12 protein-coding genes are annotated in these 14,074 nt (G+C 70.0%); 6 read left to right on the top strand and 6 right to left on the bottom strand.

The genetic code is table 11. The features are described 5' to 3' along the window. Positions 1-17 precede the first annotated feature (17 nt). A complete protein-coding gene (locus tag ACIRG5_RS39310) occupies positions 18-665 on the bottom strand; it encodes a zinc-binding dehydrogenase (protein WP_402914768.1) in 648 nt (215 codons plus the stop codon). A 136-nt stretch (positions 666-801) separates the two neighbouring features. On the opposite strand from ACIRG5_RS39310, the gene ACIRG5_RS39305 reads away from it, so the two are divergent. After that, on the top strand, positions 802-1,749 hold the full coding sequence (locus ACIRG5_RS39305; protein ID WP_402914766.1) for an MASE1 domain-containing protein: 948 nt from the start codon (positions 802-804) through the stop codon (positions 1,747-1,749). On the opposite strand, the gene ACIRG5_RS39300 is transcribed toward ACIRG5_RS39305, so the two are convergent. Continuing rightward, the gene (locus tag ACIRG5_RS39300; RefSeq protein WP_402914763.1) at positions 1,746-2,966 is read right to left on the bottom strand and encodes a serine hydrolase domain-containing protein; all 1,221 of its coding nucleotides are present in this window, start codon (positions 2,964-2,966) and stop codon (positions 1,746-1,748) included. The genes ACIRG5_RS39305 and ACIRG5_RS39300 overlap by 4 nt on opposite strands. Before the next feature lie 137 nt (positions 2,967-3,103). On the opposite strand from ACIRG5_RS39300, the gene ACIRG5_RS39295 reads away from it, so the two are divergent. Then, positions 3,104-5,905, top strand: a complete 2,802-nt coding sequence (locus tag ACIRG5_RS39295) for an ATP-binding protein (protein ID WP_402914761.1) — start codon at positions 3,104-3,106, stop codon at positions 5,903-5,905. Between the two features lie 74 nt (positions 5,906-5,979). Here the strand turns inward: ACIRG5_RS39295 and ACIRG5_RS39290 are convergent, their stop codons facing one another. The 3 genes from ACIRG5_RS39290 to ACIRG5_RS39280 all read right to left on the bottom strand — a co-directional run bounded on the left by ACIRG5_RS39290 (position 5,980) and on the right by ACIRG5_RS39280 (position 8,754). After that, positions 5,980-7,551 (bottom strand): alpha/beta fold hydrolase, encoded by a 1,572-nt coding sequence (locus tag ACIRG5_RS39290; RefSeq protein ID WP_402914759.1) that lies wholly within the window; start codon positions 7,549-7,551, stop codon positions 5,980-5,982. Positions 7,552-7,636: 85 nt separating this feature from the next. Then, the gene (locus ACIRG5_RS39285; protein WP_402914757.1) at positions 7,637-8,050 is read right to left on the bottom strand and encodes a DUF3237 domain-containing protein; all 414 of its coding nucleotides are present in this window, start codon (positions 8,048-8,050) and stop codon (positions 7,637-7,639) included. A gap of 50 nt (positions 8,051-8,100) precedes the next feature. After that, positions 8,101-8,754 (bottom strand): TetR/AcrR family transcriptional regulator, encoded by a 654-nt coding sequence (locus ACIRG5_RS39280; RefSeq protein ID WP_402914754.1) that lies wholly within the window; start codon positions 8,752-8,754, stop codon positions 8,101-8,103. A gap of 76 nt (positions 8,755-8,830) precedes the next feature. Here ACIRG5_RS39280 and ACIRG5_RS39275 point away from each other — a divergent pair, with 76 nt between their 5' ends. Then, positions 8,831-9,817, top strand: coding sequence for a PHP domain-containing protein (locus ACIRG5_RS39275; protein ID WP_402914751.1), 987 nt, complete (start codon positions 8,831-8,833; stop codon positions 9,815-9,817). Here the strand turns inward: ACIRG5_RS39275 and ACIRG5_RS39270 are convergent. Then, complete coding sequence (locus ACIRG5_RS39270) at positions 9,780-10,361, bottom strand: hypothetical protein (RefSeq protein ID WP_402914748.1); 582 nt, start codon at positions 10,359-10,361, stop codon at positions 9,780-9,782. The two genes, ACIRG5_RS39275 and ACIRG5_RS39270, sit on opposite strands and share 38 nt — an antisense overlap. Positions 10,362-10,530: 169 nt before the next feature. Here ACIRG5_RS39270 and ACIRG5_RS39265 point away from each other — a divergent pair, with 169 nt between their 5' ends. Genes ACIRG5_RS39265 through ACIRG5_RS39255 form a run of 3 tightly spaced genes read left to right on the top strand, consistent with a single transcriptional unit; the run spans position 10,531 to position 14,065 of the window. After that, complete coding sequence (locus ACIRG5_RS39265; RefSeq protein ID WP_402914745.1) at positions 10,531-11,889, top strand: DNRLRE domain-containing protein; 1,359 nt, start codon at positions 10,531-10,533, stop codon at positions 11,887-11,889. A 20-nt stretch (positions 11,890-11,909) separates the two neighbouring features. Continuing rightward, positions 11,910-13,112 (top strand): MFS transporter, encoded by a 1,203-nt coding sequence (locus ACIRG5_RS39260; RefSeq protein WP_402915149.1) that lies wholly within the window; start codon positions 11,910-11,912, stop codon positions 13,110-13,112. Continuing rightward, complete coding sequence (locus ACIRG5_RS39255; RefSeq protein WP_402914743.1) at positions 13,109-14,065, top strand: TolB family protein; 957 nt, start codon at positions 13,109-13,111, stop codon at positions 14,063-14,065. The genes ACIRG5_RS39260 and ACIRG5_RS39255 overlap by 4 nt, the downstream gene beginning before the upstream one ends. Positions 14,066-14,074: the final 9 nt, after the last annotated feature.

Raw genomic sequence — 14,074 nt, 5'->3', positions numbered from 1 at the left:
CTTGTTACCAACGAGTACTAGCTGTCTGCCATCGGACGCAATCGCCCAGCCGAGGTCAACCCGAACAGCTCACTGACAGCCCTCGCGATCATGTCGGGCCGGTCGAGGGTGTGTTCGAAGCGGAACCCGATGACCGCGCGTGAGCCGCCGAGCAGCCCCGTCAGTTTGATGGATTCGTCCTGGTCAGCGCCATAGCAGACGATCCTGCCGAACGGCGCCAGCGCGTCCAGCGAGGCCTCCAGGGTGCCACCGGGATCAAGCACGACGTCGACCTGTTTGCCCTCGTTCGCCTCGATCACCCTCTGTGCCAGCCCGTCTCGACCGGAGTCGACGGCGACGTCCGCGCCGAGCTTCACGGCCCGGCGCCGGCGAGCCTGGCTCGTCTCGGTCGCGATGACCTGGCCGGCCGCGAAGCTGCGGGCGAGTTGCACCGCGATCGCGCCGACCTCGCTCGCGGCGTCGTGCACCACGATCGACTCGTCCGGCCTGAGGTGCGCGCACGTGCGGAGGAGGTGCCATGCCGTCGTGCCCGCTCTCGCGAGGGTCAGCGCCTGCGCGTCGGTGACGCCCGCGGAGACCGGCAGGCGCAGGCGGCCTGCGACGACCACCACGCGGCGTCCGCCGTCCTCCACGCGGACCTCGTCGGCCGCCTCGGCTGTGCGCATGCCCTCCATCTCACGACGTCGTGGTGACGGGCTGTAGTGCGGCTTCCACAACAGCTAAGAATCCGCCGTGGGGCCAGGTGGGTACGGCCTGCCGCGCGGTATGGCGATCGGGTGTGCGCCGGTGCAGCATGTGGCGGTGAACGCCACTTTCCGCACCGCGGTCACGATCGCCCTGGTGGCGGTCGCTTACTACGCGACGGCGAAGGTCGGCCTCGTCCTGGCACTGGTCAAGGGGCAGGTCACCCCGTTGTGGCTGCCGACGGGGATCTCCGTGGCCGCGCTGCTGATGACCGGCCGCAAGGTCTGGCCCGGCATCGCGCTCGGCGCGCTGTCCGCCAACCTCACCCTCGGCGCGGGACCCGTCGCGATCGCGATGATCACCGTGGGCAACACGCTCGCGCCGCTGACCGCGTGGTACCTGCTGACGCGCTTCGGGTTCCGGCCCGCGCTGAACCGCCTGAAGGACGCGATGCTGCTCGTGTTCGCCGGCGCGCTCGGGGCGATGCTCGTCAGCGCGCTGGTCGGCGCGGCGGCGTTGAAGATCGACGGCGTCGTGCCGTGGAGCGAGGTGCCCGCCGTGCTGGCGGTGTGGTGGACCGGCGACGCCATGGGCGTGCTGATCTTCACGCCGTTGCTGGTCACCCTGCCCGGCCGCGGGAACGTCTCTCGCGGCAGGCTCGCGGAGGCCGTCGCGCTGCTCGTGGTCACGGCGGTCCTCGCGGCCTACGTGACGACATCCGAACTGCGGCTGCTGTTCCTGGTGTTCCCGATGCTGATCTGGGCGGCGCTCCGGTTCCAGCACGCCATCGCCGCACCGTGCGCCGCGATCATCTCGGTGGCCGCGGTGATGTCCGCGGCCTCCGGGCAGTTCTCCGACGCCGGGCTGCTGACGACGATGATCGTGCTGCAGGCGTTCAACGGGTCGGTGGCGCTGACCGGGCTGATCCTGAGCGCCATCACCAGCGAGCGCAACGAGGCCCGCAGGTCCATCGAGCGCGCCTGCGAGCAGCTGGCCGAGACCGTCGCGCGCTACCAGCAGGACGGTGTGCGCAAACGGCTCGGCCGCGTCGTTCCGCCCGGTTAGCGGAACCAGGTGCCACCGCCGGTCCGCCGGTGACCGAGCGCGCGGTAGACGGCGTCCACGAGGGACTGGCCGCGCTCGTTGACGCCCAGGCCAGGGCCCTGCCGGTTCATCGCGTAGCCGAACGAGATCCGCGCTCCGGGGTCGGCGAACCCGAGCGAGCCGCCCATCCCGTTGTGCCCGAAGGCCTCCTCGGACATCAGCAGGCCCTCGCGGTCGTTCGGCGGCAGGTGGGTGTTGTCGGTGGCCTTCTGGAACCCGAGCGCGAACCGCGTCGGCACCAGGACGACCTCGTCCAGTCCGGCGACGGCCACGTTCGACATCTGCGGGATCTGGTACTCCTCGACCAGGCGGACGCCGTTGTAGGCACCGTGGAGAGCGAGCGGCCGGTACATGCCGGCGAGGCCGCGGGCGTTCGAGATGCCGCCGATCGCGCCCATCTCGGCGGTGTGGGCCTGGCGGGAGTCGGACTCGCCGGGAGCCATGTAGCCGCCGTTGTTGAGCAACATCAGGCCCGGCACCGACTCCGGCAGGGTCAGGGCGGTGACGAACAGCGACGGCAGCAGGATCCCCGGCTGGGTGGGATCGACCGGGATGGTGTGGGCGACGTGCGGTTCGAGGTCCTCCGGCAGGCCCATCCAGAAGTCCAGGCCGAGCGGGCCCGAGACCTCCTTCTCGAAGACCCGGCCGAGCGACAGGCCCGTGACGCGGCGGACGATCTCGCCGACGAGGAAGCCGAACGTCAGGCCGTGGTAGCCGTGCCGCGTGCCCGGTTCCCACAACGGCTGCTGCGCGGCGAGCGTCGAGGTGATCAGGTCCCAGTCGTAGAAGGCGCCCGCGGGAAGCGGGGTGGTGACGGCGGGCAGGCCGGCCTGGTGCGCCAGCACGTGCCGGACGAGAGTCGCGTCCTTGCCGTTCGCGCCGTACTCAGGCCAGTACTTCACGACCGGCGCGTTCAGGTCCAGCTCACCGCGCGAGGCCAGGATGTGCGCGCACAGCGCGGTGGCGGCCTTGGTGCACGACCACACGTGGACGATGGTCTCCTCGGACCAGAGGCGGCCGGTGGCAGGATCGGCGACACCGCCCCAGAGGTCCACGACGGGCTCGCCGTCGAGCGTCACGTGCACGGAGGCCCCGACCTCGCCGCGTTCGGCGAAGTTGCGTTCGAACTCGGTGCGCACCTCTGCGAACTGCGGGGCGCATGTTCCCTGGATCGGCATTGATCCTCCTGGGCGGGCGGCGGTGGTCTCAAGGGCATCACCCGGCGGAACCACGGGTCAGTAGGGAACCCTCATCGGCTAACGCGCTCAGGACGGTGACGTGCACCTGGAGTGACTGATCCGCTGCGGAAAGCGGCGTGGAAGACTTCGGAGCAGCCGAAGTCCGCCGGGAGGCCGTCATCGCCGACACTCCACCGCGCGCCACGCCGCTCGTGGGCCGCGAGCCGGAACTGCGCGCCGTGCTCGACCGGGTCGACCAGGCGCCCGCGACCGGGCTCGTCGTGGTCCAGGTCAGCGGCGAGCCGGGGATCGGCAAGACGTCGTTGCTCGCGGAGATCGCGCGACGGCTGCGGGAGCGGCGGTGCGGGGTCCTGACGTCGGCGTCGGACGTGCTGGGCAAGCGCATCCCGTACGGCGCGGTGGCGGCGCTGATCCGGTCGCTGCCGCCGGACACGACCCGCGCGGACGCCCTGGCGGCGTTGGAGATCTCGGGCGACGAGGATTCCGGGGCGTGGTTCGGGCGCGCGTGCGACCGGGTGGTGCGGCTGCTCACCGAGCTCACCGCGACTCGTCCCGCGGCGTTGCTGATCGACGACCTCGACCACGTCGACGACGACTCCCTCGCCCTGCTGACGCTGGTGCTGCGGCGCCTGTCCTCCGCGCCGCTCGTGCTGGTCACCGCGAGCCGGTCCGCCGACGCGGTTCTGCTGGACCGCGTCGAGCCGTACGCGGAGGTCGTGCGCCTCGATCTGGCCCCGCTGTCGGGCGCGGACGTCGCGCGCATCGTCGAGGTCGTCCTGCAGACCTCCGTGGACGAGGGGCTCGCCCGCGAGGTCCGGCAACGGTCCGACGGCAACCCGTTCTTCGTCACGGAGATCGCGCGCTCGCTGCGGGAGCTCGACCTGGTGACGGTCGACGGCAACCGTGCCCGGCTCGCGGTGTCGCCGGGCGCGATCCGGCTGACCCGGCGCGAGGCGTTGCTGCGTCGTGTCGCCCCGCTGGAGAACGACACGCGGCTCGTCGCACGGGCGGTGTCGGTGTTCCGGCGCGTGCGGCTCGACCAGATCTCGTTGCTGGCACGGGTGTCATCGCTGCCCGAGGAGACGGTCGTCGCGGCGTTCGACGAGTTGCTGCGCATGCACATCGTGGTGCACGACGACAACGGCTACCGCTTCTCGCACGCTCTCGTCGGCGAGGCGCTCTACCACGAGGTCGGCCCGGCGCAACGCCGTCACCTGCACTCGTTGATCTCGGCGCGGCTGCTGGACGACCGCGCGCAGGGCCTGCCCGTGGACCTCCTCCAACTCGCCTGGCACCTCGCCGAGTCCGCCGCTCCCGGCGACCGGGTGGCCGTCGGTGTGCTCGCCGAGGCCGCGGCTCATGCCCGTGCGTCCGCACCCGAAACCGCTGCCGCGCTGTGCTTCAAGGCTCTGCAGTTGTTGCCGCGCAACGCCCCTGAACGTGCCGAACTGCTGGCGCTGCAATGCCGTGTCCTGGCGCGCGCCTCCCGCCCGGCTCTGGCGATCGACCCTGGTCTCGCCGCCTTGGAGTCCCTCCAACCAGGCTCCGAACGCACGCGCGTCGCCACCGCCGTGATCTCGTCGCTCTTCTCGGTCGGTCGCACGGCAGAAGCCATGGCATTGGCAGACGTCGAAGTCACGCGCGGAGACGCACCTGCGTCGTTGGAAGCCCAACGCGCCGTGCTCCTCGTCTACAACAACCGCCACGACGACGCCGTCTCCGAAGTGGCCCGCATCGAAGCGCTGCCGATCAGCTCGCCGGCCGAGGGCGTGATCGTCTTCGAGCACCTCGCGATGCTCACCTCGTTGCTGTTCCAGCACGATCGCACCGTCGAGTACGCGAACCGCGCGCTGGCGTACAGCGACGGCCAGCCGATGCTCGAACTCCAGGCGCTCTCCGTCTGCGCCTCGATCTCCGCGCTGGCCGGTCTCGTGCACGACGCGTCCTGGCGCGTCCGCCGGGCGGAGGACCTCCTCGACCAGGTCGGCTCCCACGGCTTCCGCGCCGAACGAGCCGCCTCGCGGGTCGCGCTGGACTGGCTCGGCGGCCGCTGGGACGCGGCGCTCGACGGCATCGGCCGCTGGCTGCCCGACGTCGAGGCCGCGCAGGCCGACCAGGCACTCGGGGTGCTGCAGGCGATCGAACTGTCCATCCGCACCTGGCGCGGCGAGCTCGACGTCGCCGCGCGGCTCGCCTCGTTGCCCGCGCCGCAGTCCGTGAACATCTCGCGCCTGCACGCGGTGGCGCTGGCCGAGTACCTGATCGCGCGGGGCGAGGCCGATGAGGCGTACGCGTTGCTGGACGGCAACGTCGGCATCGGCCTGGAAGCCGCCTACTCGTGCGTCCTGGTGGCGCGGATGATCGAGCTCGACCTGGAACGCGGCCGCCCGGGGGCGGCGGAGAAGGCCCTGGCCCGGCTGTCCGACGTGTCCGCCACTCGGGTGTCACCGTGGTCGCGCACCACGCTGCGCCGCGTCACCGGGATCGTGCACCGGGACGTGGAATCGTTGCGGGAGGCGGTGTCCGAGGCCGCGCTGGGCGGCCTGGAGTTCGAGAAGGCACGCGCGCAGCTCGCGCTGGGCGAGGTCTCCGACGACGAGGCGCCGATGCTGGTCGAGGCCTACACGGCGTTCCAACGCCTGGGCGCGCACGGGTTGCGGCGCCAGGCGGGCACTCGGTTGCGGGCGCTCGGCGCCAAGGTGCCTCGCGCGCGGTCGAAGGCACCGGGCCTGCTCACCGAGGCCGAGGAGAACGTGGCCCGGCTGGTGCAGCAGGGAATGCGCAACCGGGACATCGCGGGGGCCCTGCACTACAGCCCGCGCACGATCGAGGTGTACCTGTCGCGGATCTACGCGAAGCTGCACGTCTCGTCACGGCTGGAGCTCGCCCGCGTGCTGGACGCGATGCAGCAACGCTGACGCAGGGGTCCCCCCGAGCTGGGAACCCCTGCGTCATAACGTACTCAGCAGGTCCGACAAGATCGTTCAGGCGGTCAGAACGGCTTCGTCTCCGCCGCGATCTCGCCCAGGACGTCGCTCAACGGCCGGGCCGACTGCGCGCCCAGTGAAGCCGCCGCGCCCGGAGGCACGGTCTCCGCGATGTCCGTGCCGGCACACGTCACCCGCGAGGCCGGCAGGATGCCGGACACCAGGTACTTGTTGACCAGCGCGTCGACGCAGGCGTTGCGGCGCAACGCGTAGTGGCCGTGCTGGCCGTCGTTGGAGACGCTGATCAGCGGCTGGCCGAGGTGCTCCGCCATGACGCGGCCGTTGGCCAGCGGGGTCTGGGTGTCGCCGTCGGAGTTCACCACGAGTCCGGCCGGGTACTTGCGGGTGATGGCCGGGATCTTCTCCGGGCGCTGGAAGGCGCGGAACGTGCAGTTGGTCGGCGCCATGTAGTCGACGGTGCCGCCGTACGGGTTGGTGTCGCGCCAGCGCTTCATGTCGTTGTAGTAGGTGTTGACGTCGCTGAACCAGTCCCACTCGCACACCACGGCCTGGAAGGTGCCGGCCGAGGTCGGTTCGATGTCGCCCTTCTTCAGCGCCGCGACGATCGCGGACGCCTCGGCGGGGTCGGCGACGCCCGCCTTGATCGAGGCGATGTGGCGGGAGAACGCGGCCCAGGAACGGCGGTAACGGGTGGCGCCGACGGCGTAGTCGAAGGAGGTCACGTCGGAGTAGCCGCCGTACGGGGCCGTCTTCAGCTTCTCCGCGATCTTGTCGAGCTCGGCGCGCACCGCGGCGGGCGTGGTGCCGAGGCCGTAGGTGCCGTTGCGGGCGGCGGTCCACTCCGTCCACTTCTTGAGGTTGTCGGTGATCGCGTCCACGACGTCGACGTCCTGCTCGTGCCACGTCTTCAGCGGGTCCAGCGCGGAGTCGAGCACGCTGCGGTCGAGGAACTTGGGGAACATCGAGCCGTAGACGGCGCCGAGCTGCGTGCCGTAGGAGTAGCCGACGTAGGAGATCTTCTTCTCCCCCATGGCTCCGCGGATGACGTCCATGTCGCGGGCGGTGTTCATGGTCGAGATGAACCGGCGCATCTCACCGCCGCCGCGCTGGCAGTTCTCCTCGACGGCGCGGGCGTAGTCCGACCAGTTCGCGAGCTGCGAATCCGTTGGGCGCGAAGGGAACTCGTCGTCGGACGACGTCGAGATGCAACGGATCTGCGTCGACCGGCCGACACCGCGCGGGTCCATGCCGATGACGTCGTAGATCTTCAACATGTCGGTCTGGGCGTTGAACCAGTGCACGGCGCCCAAACCGGAACCGCCGGGGCCACCGGGATTCGTCATCAGCACGCCTCTGCGGCGTGCGGGATCGGTGGCCTTCTTGCGCGAGATGGCGATTTCCAGGTTGCCGTTGCCCGGGTTCTTGTAGTCCATCGGCACGACGACCGTGGCGCACTCGACCCCCGTCGAAGGCGTGACCCACCCGGCCGGGCACTCGGCCCAGGCGACCGTCTGGCCGTAGTACTCGTCCAACGGACCCGGCGCCGCCTGAGCCGTTCCCACCAGTGACATGAACAGCGGAGCGACCAAAGCCGCCGCACCCCAACGCTTCCTCACCGCGTACCCCTCACGATCGTCGGCCAGCGACAGAACGCTTCCGCAGTGGACGACCCGATCGACACCCCCGAAGGTCGGGTGAAATTCACCGCACCTCGCACACCTCGTAGGTCAGCACGAGACCGTCCAGAACGCCCTTCGCGACGGCCTGCACGCGGTTCAACCAGCGGTAGCGGTCGTCGCCGGTCTCGAACAACGGGGCGGCGTACAGCGGTGCGCCGAAGCCATTCGAGACGTCAACCCGCCCTGAGTAGTGCAAATACACCAACGCGTCGTCGTGGGTGCGCAGCACGGAGCGCACGTCGAGGGTCGCGGTGCCGTCCGGGCCGATGGTCAGCCAGTCCGCGCTCGACGAGCCGTGCAGGACACCGGAAATCCGATCGCCGGAGAACGTTCCCGACTCGACCTCGTAGATGAGACGATCGCCGACAGGCGTTTTCGGCAACCTCAAAGGCTTTCGCAGCTGCGCGGTCATGACGCCCAAGGGCACGAGTTCCATGGCGGCGAAATTATTCGACACGGTGTCGAGAAACAACGAACGCGGCTTATCTACTGGGGAACCCCGTACACCGAACGCAGCCACACCGCGGTCAGCGTCTCGACGACCTCGCGGTCGCGCGCCGCCGACCTCCGCGAGAGCGAGAGGCTGTAACACATGGACTCGTTCATCGTGACCAGCACGGTGGCGAGGGCACGCGCGGTCGGCGGTCCCAGCACCGCGATCCCGGCCTCCCGCTCGATCTCGATCTGCTGCGCCGTCGAGTCCACGAACCGCCGCGCCACCCCGGACCAGAACCCGCGCATCAGTTCGCTCGTGTCCCGCGCACGCACCGCCGCGCGCAGCACTGGACCGTGCGCCCGCCACAACGCGACCGTGCCCGCGATCGCGCGCCGGATCGAGTCCTCCGGCGGTTCGCTGCCCCGCCGCAGCCACAGCGCCGCCGAGTCGTACAGGTCTTCCGCGACCCGTTCGGACAGCGCGTACAGCACGGCCTCGCGCGACTCGTAGTGGAAGTAGAACGTGGAACGGGAGATTCCCGCGCCGGAGGTCAGTTCGTCGACGGCGATGTCGTCGAGCGCCCGCGTCTCGAGCAGGTGCTCGGCGGTGTCGAGAATGGCCTGCGAGGTCAGGTCGCCCTTGCTCCGCTTTCGCCGGGAACCGGCTCCGGTCGCCGGTGGCGCACCGGCCGGACGTGGGGACATGGCGGCCATCATGGTTGATCGGCAGGGCTCCAACAACAAAAACCGCGTGATGGTTCCGGATGAGGTAGGAAGAGGTATGGATCCGGTCAAGGCGTTGAAGCAGGTGGCCTTCCACCTGGAACGAGCCGGCGAGCCGACCTACCGCGTCCAGGCGTTCCGCAACGCGGCCGCCGTCCTCGCCGAGCTGGACCCCGCCGACGTCGAGAAACGCGCGAAGCTCGGCACGCTCACCGATCTCAAGGGCGTCGGCAAGTCGACGGCCGGTGTCGTCGCGGACGCGCTGGCGAACCGCGAGCCCGCCTATCTGGCGAAGCTGCGGCACGTCGACATCACCGGTGGCGAGGAGCTGCGGGCGAAGCTGAAGGGCGACTGCCACGTCCACTCCGACTGGTCCGACGGCGGCAGCCCGATCAGGGACATGGCCGAGGCGGCCCGCGATCTCGGCCACGAGTTCATGGTGCTGACGGACCACTCACCGCGCCTGACCGTCGCGAATGGACTGAGCAGGGAACGACTGGAGAAGCAGCTCGAGGTGGTCGCCGAGCTGAACGCCGGCCTGGCGCCGTTCGTGATCCTCACCGGCATCGAGGTCGACATCCTCGACGACGGCTCGCTCGACCAGGACGAGGACCTGCTGGCACGGCTCGACGTCGTGGTGGCGAGCGTCCACTCGAAACTGAAGATGCCGCGAGCCGAGATGACGCGCCGGATGGTGAACGCCGTCAGGAACCCGCATGTCGACATCCTCGGCCACTGCACGGGCCGGCTGGTCGTCGGCAAGGGCCGCCCCGAGTCCCAGTTCGACGCGGAGAAGGTCTTCGAGGCCTGCGCCGAGCACGGCACCGCGGTCGAGATCAACGCACGGCCGGAACGGCTCGATCCCCCGCGCAGGCTGCTGTCACTGGCCGTCGACGCCGGATGCACGTTCTCCATCGACAGCGACGCGCACGCACCCGGCCAGCTGGACTGGCTGAACTACGGCTGCGCGCGGGCGGAGGAGTGCGGTGTCGACCCGGACACCGTGATCAACACCCGGCCCGCATCCCGGCTGCTGTCCGGGTGAGGTGCTCGTACCAGGACACAAGCGGCCCGGTGTCGGCCAGCGCGCGGGTCAGCGCCATCCGGCACAGGTCGCGGACGGGCTCGGGATCCCACGCGGCCACCAGGTCGTCGAGCGACTCGCCCAGCGAACCTAGCGCGTACCGCTCCAGGCCCGCGCAGATCGGCACGACCGTCCCGTCGGCCGTGACCACGAGCGGATCGACCCGCACGAACGCCGCGGGGTCCGCTCGCAGCAGGGCGGCGGACGTGACGTCGAACTGGACCTCGACGGCGGCGTCCTCGGCGACCCGGTTCAGCTCCACGGCCGCATAGACCAGGTCGACCCGATCGACGCCGTACGGCCGCACGCGCACCTTGCGGGCGCCCTCCCCCACGGCTTCGGCGGCCAGGCCTCGCAACAGGAACACGTTGTCCGGCACTAGATCGATCAACACCGTCACCCGGTGCCCGACGGCGGCGTGCCCGCCCACCTCGTCCAGCGCGACCACGAGCTCGGCTCCCGGCACGGCGGCGAGCCAGCGAGGGTCGTGGACCTCGACTCCCATACCTGTACTGAGCACTTCCCCGGAACGGAAATACCTCCGTGCCGCAGCCACCCCTGAGGGGGATTTTCCGGCAGTTCACCAAGTAGCCGCCAAACGATCACCGCGTGCGGCTCATTTGAGCCCTACTCTTCGCGACGGCCCATGTCCGCCCACCACCACAAGGACAGGCATGTCACGTCGCAGGGCTCCCCTAGCCGTGCTCTCCAGCGTCATCGTCACGGCGGCCACACTCACCGCCTCCACCGCAGCTCACGCTGCCACGACCACGTTCACCCCCGTCGCCGACACCTACGTCGACAACGGGTCGACCGGCACGAACTACGGCACGTCCGGCCAGCTCGGCATCGACAACTCGCCGGTCAAGCGGTCGTTCCTCAAGTTCACGGTCTCCGGGATCACCAGCGGCGTCAGCAACGCCAAGCTGCGCATCCACACCGACGACGTCTCGGGCGCGGAAAGCCCGAACGGCGGCACGTTCCGGGCGATGTCCACCGTCAGCTGGACCGAGACCGCGGTGACCTGGGCCAACCAGCCCGCGATCGACGGCGCCACGCTCGGTTCTCTCGGCTCGGTCGCGCGCAACGCCTGGTACGAGGTCGACGTCACCAGCTACGTCACGGGCAACGGCACCTACAGCATCGGCATCACCTCCGGCAGCACGGACGGCGCCGACTACGACTCGCGCGAGAGCGGGTCGACCGCACCTCAGCTCGTCGTCACCGACGGCACGACGCCGCCTCCCGGCGACCCGGTCTGGGTCGGCGCCGGCGACATCGCCGACTCCGGTTCCGGTGACACCGCGACGGCCGCGCTGCTGGACAACATCCAGGGCACGGTCTGGACCACGGGCGACAACGTCTACAACAACGGCACCGCCTCGGAGTTCGCCAACTACTACGAGCCCACGTGGGGCCGGCACAAGGCGCGCACCAAGCCGTCGCCCGGCAACCACGACTACAACACCAGTGGCGCCACCGGTTACTACAACTACTTCGGTGCGCTGGCCGGGCCGTCGAACCGGGGTTACTACTCCTACGACCTCGGCAACTGGCACATCGTGTCGCTGAACTCCAACGTCAGCATGTCGGCGGGCAGCGCGCAGGAGCAGTGGCTGCGCCAGGACCTGGCGGCGAGCACGAAGCCGTGCACCGCGGCGTACTGGCACCACCCGCTGTTCACCAGCGGCGCCAACCACGCGCCCTCGACGGCCACCAGGCCGTTGTTCCAGGCGCTGTACGACTACAACGCGGACGTCGTCGTCACCGGGCACAACCACCAGTACGAGCGGTTCGCCCCGCAGAACCCCAGCGGCGGACTGGACAACTCGCGTGGCATCCGATCGTTCGTCGCGGGCATGGGCGGCGCGGGCGCTTACGGCTTCGGCACGATCCAGCCGAACAGCGAGGCCCGCAACACCGGCACCCAGGGCGTGCTGAAGCTGACCTTGCACAGCGACAGCTTCGACTGGCAGTTCGTTCCGGTCGCGGGCAAGACCTACACCGACAGCGGCACCACCAACTGTCACTGACGGACCGCTGGAGGCCGATGATGTACCTGTCCACGATCGACAAACCGAAGTCAGCGAACTGGAAAGGGCTGAGCGGCAACGTCTTCGCGCTCGGCACGGTCAGCCTCATCACCGACGTCTCGTCGGAGATGGTGGCCGCGATCCTGCCGCTGTACCTCGTCATCGGCCTTCAGCTCAGTCCGGCCGCGTACGGGCTGATCGACGGCGTCTACACCGGCGCCACCACGCTCCTCAGACTCGCCGGCGGCTATCTCGCCGACCGGACCAACAAGCGCAAAGCCGTCGCGGGCTTCGGTTACGGCCTCTCCGCGGTGGCCAAACTCGGACTCCTGGCGGCGGGCAACTCCCTGACCGCGCTGGGTTTCGTGATCACCGCCGACCGCGCGGGCAAGGGTCTGCGGACCGCACCGCGCGACGCGTTGATCACCCTCTCCACACCGAGCGGTGACCTCGGGCGCGCGTTCGGCGTGCACCGGGCGATGGACGGCATCGGCGCGTTCGCCGGGCCGCTGGTCGCGATGGCCGTGCTCGCGGCCTCCGCCCAGTCGTTCGACGCCGTGTTCGTCACCAGCTTCTGCGTCGCCGCGTTCGGCGTGCTGGTCCTCGTGCTCTACGTGCGGGACCGGCCGGAGCCCGTGCGGCGCAGGGAACCTCTCAAGTTGTCCCTGCTCAAGGACCCGGCCGTGCGGAAGATCGTGCTGGCCGCGTCGTTGCTCGGCCTGGTCACCATCGGCGACGGGTTCGTGTACCTGTTGCTGCAGAAGCGCGAAGGACTGGCGTTCGGCTGGTTCCCGCTGCTCGCGGTGGGCACGAGCCTGGTCTACCTGCTGCTCGCGGCTCCGCTGGGCGCGCTCGCCGACCGCGTCGGCAGGCTCAAGGTCATGCTGGCCGGGTACGGCGCGCTGACCGTCGTCTACCTGTTGCTGCACGGGCCTCTGGGCGGCTGGCCGCTCCTCGTGCTGGTCGTGCTGCTCTACGGCGTCTTCTACGCCTGCACGGACGGCGTGCTGATGGCGCTCGCCGGCCCGGTCCTGCCGGAACGCCTGCGCACCACCGGCATCGCGCTGATCCAAAGTGGACAGGCGCTCGCCTACCTCGGCTCGTCCGTGCTGTTCGGCCTCGCCTGGCAGTTCTGGAGCCCCGAGGCCGCCACCAGGATCGCCGCCGGCGCGGTGGTCTGCGCCCTGATCGCCACCGCCGCACTGCTGGGACGCCGCTCATGAACAAGCGTTTGCTGATCACCCTGACCGCCGCCGTCCTGCTCGGCGGCGTCGCCGTCGGCTACACCGCGCTGTCCGGTGCCACTCCGGACGGCGCCGCGCACTCGGTTCCGACCGGCGCCGGGCCGCGGTTGATGGTCCTGAGCAACGGCAAGCTCTCCACGGTGTCCCGCACCGACCCCGCCGGTTCGCGCGAGGTCACCGAACAGCGCTGCGACCGCGTGTACTCGGCCGCGGGCACGATCTCCTGCCTGCGCCCGGCCGGAGCTCTGAAGGCCAGCGAACTCGCCGTGCTCGACAACGACCTCAAGGAACTCAAAACGGTTCCACTGACCGGTTTCCCGAACCGCACACGGGTGTCGGCCAGCGGCCGGATGGTGGCGTGGACGCTGTTCGTCGACGGGCATTCCTACGCCGCCAACGGGTTCTCCACGAGCACAGGCATCCTCGACACCAAGACCGGCGCGCTGGTCACGTCCCTGGAGGAGTTCACGGTCGAGGGCCTGCCCCAACGGCCGGTCGACACGAACTACTGGGGCGTCACGTTCACCGCCGACGACAACCGCTTCTACGCCACCATGTCCACCGGCGGCCACCGCTACCTGCTCGAAGGCGACTTCGCGGCGCGCAAGGTCCGCCCGCTGACCGACGCGGACAACGTCGAGTGCCCGTCGCTGTCCCCGGACGGCACCCGGATCGCCTACAAGAAGGCCGTCGACGGCGACCCGCAGAAGGGCTGGCGGGTGTCCGTGCTCGATCTGACGTCTCGCAGGATCACCGAGCTCGCCGAGACCCGCAGCGTCGACGACCAACCGGCCTGGGTCGACGACAGGACCGTCGCGTACGGCATCCAGCGCGACGACGGCCTGAACGACGTGTGGGCGGTGCCGGCGGACGGCACCGGCACCCCCGCCGTTCTGGTCCCCGAGGCGAACTCTCCCGCGCCGATCAGCTAGTTCGACAGG

It is taken from the genome of Lentzea sp. NPDC102401 (assembly GCF_044765805.1).
Taxonomy (GTDB): domain Bacteria; phylum Actinomycetota; class Actinomycetes; order Mycobacteriales; family Pseudonocardiaceae; genus Lentzea; species Lentzea sokolovensis.
This window is presented reverse-complemented; position numbering and strand designations above follow the sequence as displayed.

What these genes read in the sequence shown, in the direction of transcription:
- ACIRG5_RS39310 (WP_402914768.1), bottom strand. Translation starts at nt 665, where the DNA reads ATGCGCACAGCCGAGGCGGCCGACGAGGTCCGCGTGGAGGACGGCGGA.
- ACIRG5_RS39300 (WP_402914763.1), bottom strand. Translation starts at nt 2,966, where the DNA reads ATGCCGATCCAGGGAACATGCGCCCCGCAGTTCGCAGAGGTGCGCACC.
- ACIRG5_RS39285 (WP_402914757.1), bottom strand. Translation starts at nt 8,050, where the DNA reads ATGGAACTCGTGCCCTTGGGCGTCATGACCGCGCAGCTGCGAAAGCCT.
- ACIRG5_RS39280 (WP_402914754.1), bottom strand. Translation starts at nt 8,754, where the DNA reads ATGTCCCCACGTCCGGCCGGTGCGCCACCGGCGACCGGAGCCGGTTCC.
- ACIRG5_RS39275 (WP_402914751.1), top strand. Translation starts at nt 8,831, where the DNA reads ATGGATCCGGTCAAGGCGTTGAAGCAGGTGGCCTTCCACCTGGAACGA.
- ACIRG5_RS39270 (WP_402914748.1), bottom strand. Translation starts at nt 10,361, where the DNA reads ATGGGAGTCGAGGTCCACGACCCTCGCTGGCTCGCCGCCGTGCCGGGA.
- ACIRG5_RS39265 (WP_402914745.1), top strand. Translation starts at nt 10,531, where the DNA reads ATGTCACGTCGCAGGGCTCCCCTAGCCGTGCTCTCCAGCGTCATCGTC.
- ACIRG5_RS39260 (WP_402915149.1), top strand. Translation starts at nt 11,910, where the DNA reads ATGTACCTGTCCACGATCGACAAACCGAAGTCAGCGAACTGGAAAGGG.
- ACIRG5_RS39255 (WP_402914743.1), top strand. Translation starts at nt 13,109, where the DNA reads ATGAACAAGCGTTTGCTGATCACCCTGACCGCCGCCGTCCTGCTCGGC.